We start from the raw sequence: 2,937 nt of genomic DNA, 5'->3' as shown, positions 1-2,937 counted from the left end.
GACTGGCCAAGTGGGGGCTGGATCGGATGGCCCCGTCCACGGAGCTGATCGTCAGCGAACTGGTCACCAACGCCGTCCGCCACGCCACAGGCCGCATCCGTCTGCGCCTGATCCGGCACGAGGTTCTGACCTGCGAAGTCTCAGATGCCAGCGACTGTCTCCCTCATCGGCGACAGGCCCGTAGCCTCGATGAGTCCGGCCGCGGCCTCAGAATCGTCTCCCAGCTTTCCCAGCGACAGGGATGCCGCAGCACAACGGGCGGCGGCAAGACCGTCTGGGCCGAACAAGAACTACCGAGAGATGCTTGGACCATCTAATAAAATTAGGGTTTCTTCAGTCGGCGCCAGCCGATGATGCTGCAGGCCAGGCTGAGGAAGACACCTCACGACGCCAAGGTGTCAAGCCGCGGCAGCCAGCTCGGTCGGGAAGGCGGTCTCTTCATCGAACAACTCGCCCTTCTGGAGGCAGCGGTAGAGCTGGCCGATCATGCGATTGAAGAGATGTCGCTGGGCGGCGGCGTGCCAGTCTCCGTGGTCGTCGCGGGGCCGCCGGTAGTGGGCCATGGCTCCGGGCGAGGCCCGGAGGGCGGAGAAGGCCCACAGGTATCCGGCGTGGTTGAGCCGGTCGTTTTGACCCACCAGCGGGTGATGCTCGACTTCTTCCCGGAGGCCCTGGTGATGGGCGAGGAGCCGGCGTATGCCTTCAGGCCGCGGGCGTCGGCGAAGCGGTCGCGGTCGTCCCCGATCTCGGCAAGCACCCGGGCACCGAGCTGAAGTCCGAGCCCGGGGAAGCTCAGCAGCAGTCAGCGTCCGGGTGTTGGGGGAAGGCCTCTTCGACCGCCTTGGCGAGGTCGTCGGCGGCGGTGCAGGCGGCCTGCAGCTGGACCAGGAGGGCAAGCATCTGTTTGCCGAGCGCGTCCTCGACCAGGGCAGGCGGGTGGGCCCAGTCAGCACGGAAGACCTCGCGGAGTCGCTCGGCCTCGGCGTCGATGCCGCGTTGGCGGCCAGCCCGTTTGAGCGCGGACTGGAGCTGAGCGCGGGTCAGCCGAGCGGCCCGCGTGGGGGTCGGAGCGAGCTTGAGAACCTCGTGGGCCTCAGCGCGGCACAGGCCGCTCTTCCAGGGCTCGAACGCTGCCAAGGCGGCCGGGTAGTACTCCCGCAGCAAGGATCGCAGCTGGTTGGCGATCTGCTGCCGGTTCCACGTCGCGTCCTGCTGAGCCCGGGCCAACACGGCGATGGCGCGGGCCAGGTCGCTGTAGTCGGGCAGGGGCCGGTAGGCGTGCATGTCGGTCCGCAGGATGTTCGCCAGCACCAGGGCATCCCCCGGGTCGGACTTCTTGCGGGAGACGGAGTGCCGGTCGCGGTAGCGGGCCGCGGCCATCGGGTTGATCGCGAAGACCTTCCGCTTGCCCTGCCGCAACACGGCGACCAGCAGCCCGCGGGAGGTCTCGATCGCCACCGGGATCGGATTCTCCCCGCTGTCGCCGTACTCAGCGAGCAGGTCCAGCAGGATCTGGTAGCCGGCCGCGTCGTCGGTGATGTGCCGTTTGGCCAGCAGCCGGCCGGAGTCGTCGACCAGGGCGACATCGTGCGTTTTCTCGGCCCAGTCGATTCCGCGGTAGATCAAGTTGCTCCTCCCCTGAGCAATCGGCGTTTGCGCTGGGCACGAGCGCAAGCGGGCCGCGCAGCGACCTAATTCCAGGACTCGACCGACGTCGGTCCGCCACCTCACTAGCCGTTCGCGGCACCAGCGCGTCGCACGGGCCTCAGTCTCGACGGGAGCTCGGACAGCTCGGGCATATCGAGAGGTCACCGCGTAACGGGCTCGCACCACCAACGTTAAAGAGCGAGCGCAGCCTCGGTGGTGGCGGTCGCGCAGACGCCGAGCGCTGTCGCTCTTCACTCAAGGCTTCTCAGGCCAGGCTTCGTGTAGGAATCCGCCCGGCGCCCACACGCCCGCCACCACCCGAGCGCGAGGACCGCCCGCACCGGCCAACCAGAGCTTTCACGAGAGCACCTCGGGACGGACGTGACAGCCCTCGCACTCGAACAACCCGCTACCCCCACCCGGGACCAACGTGGTCGTTACGAAGGAATTAGGCCCTCGCGGCGATATGGCACTGGCAACTGTCGAATGCTGGATCAGGCGCGCAACGACGACGGCACTTCAACCCGAAGCAACTCCAGCAGCGCGACGAGCTTCTGGTCCAGCTCGTGGCCGACCGCGGTGACCTCCGGAACACCCAGCCCAGCGAACACGGTGGAGGGCTGGTCAATCGCGAAGACGGCCTCTCCTTCGTCACTTCCGTAGATGAGCACTCGCAGCGGGGCGTACAGAAGGGTATCGGGGTGGTGGCGGTACATACGTTCGGCAATGGTGTGGTTGCCCATGAGGTACTCAATCGCCGGGCGCTTATTGCCAGCCACCGACATCAGTGGACGTGTATCAATCGCGCCAAACAGGACGAACTCGTTCGGCGCGTTCTCGGCGACTGCACGCAAAACGTCGTCCCAGGTCCCGTTCTGCTCGGCTACGCGCCGCATCCGGGCCACGTCGAAGTCAGGGACCGCGTCGACGAACGCCGCGATGAAGTCGTCGAACCGTTGGCCAGTGGCGATGTCAAGGCGGCGCATCGTGTGCTCGATAGTCGTTGTGGGCATCGGCCTTCCTTTCATTTCAGTGTGGACTTGGGTTCTCAAGATCCGCCACGACCCGCAGCCACCCGATCACCTCGTGCATACGTTTGATCAAGGGATTGGAAGTCGCAGTGGTCTCGGAAATCCTGCGACGGACCCAGCGACCCGGAGACGTCCCATACCGCCTCGCACTGCCCCAAGCAGCTCAACGCCCGGGGCCAAAACCAGCAACCGCGGTCGTGTCTGCCTGGGCAGCTGGACCCATCTCCACTACGGTGAAGATCAATCCGATGATGGCGTC

Annotated in this window: 2 protein-coding genes and 1 pseudogene; 1 reads left to right on the top strand and 2 read right to left on the bottom strand. The window is 66.3% G+C overall.

Going from position 1 to position 2,937, the window contains the following annotated elements:
• Nucleotides 1–317, top strand: a 317-nt coding sequence (locus tag VXC91_RS44190; protein ID WP_329512983.1) for an ATP-binding protein, incomplete at its 5' end; no start/stop codon positions are given.
• 81 nt (nucleotides 318–398) lie between these two features.
• Here VXC91_RS44190 and VXC91_RS44185 read toward each other — a convergent pair.
• Both VXC91_RS44185 and VXC91_RS44180 read right to left on the bottom strand, forming a co-directional pair.
• Nucleotides 399–1,626 (bottom strand): annotated as a pseudogene (locus tag VXC91_RS44185) (IS110 family RNA-guided transposase).
• A gap of 515 nt (nucleotides 1,627–2,141) precedes the next feature.
• Nucleotides 2,142–2,660, bottom strand: coding sequence for a hypothetical protein (locus VXC91_RS44180; RefSeq protein ID WP_329512982.1), 519 nt, complete (start codon nucleotides 2,658–2,660; stop codon nucleotides 2,142–2,144).
• Nucleotides 2,661–2,937: the final 277 nt, after the last annotated feature.

It is taken from the genome of Streptomyces chiangmaiensis (genome assembly GCF_036281785.1).
Taxonomy (GTDB): domain Bacteria; phylum Actinomycetota; class Actinomycetes; order Streptomycetales; family Streptomycetaceae; genus Streptomyces; species Streptomyces chiangmaiensis.
Note: the sequence above shows the minus strand (reverse complement) of the source record. Positions and strands in the feature narration are given on the sequence as shown.

Coding starts and splice junctions, on each gene's coding strand:
- VXC91_RS44180 (WP_329512982.1), bottom strand. CDS start 2,660: ATGCCCACAACGACTATCGAGCACACGATGCGCCGCCTTGACATCGCC.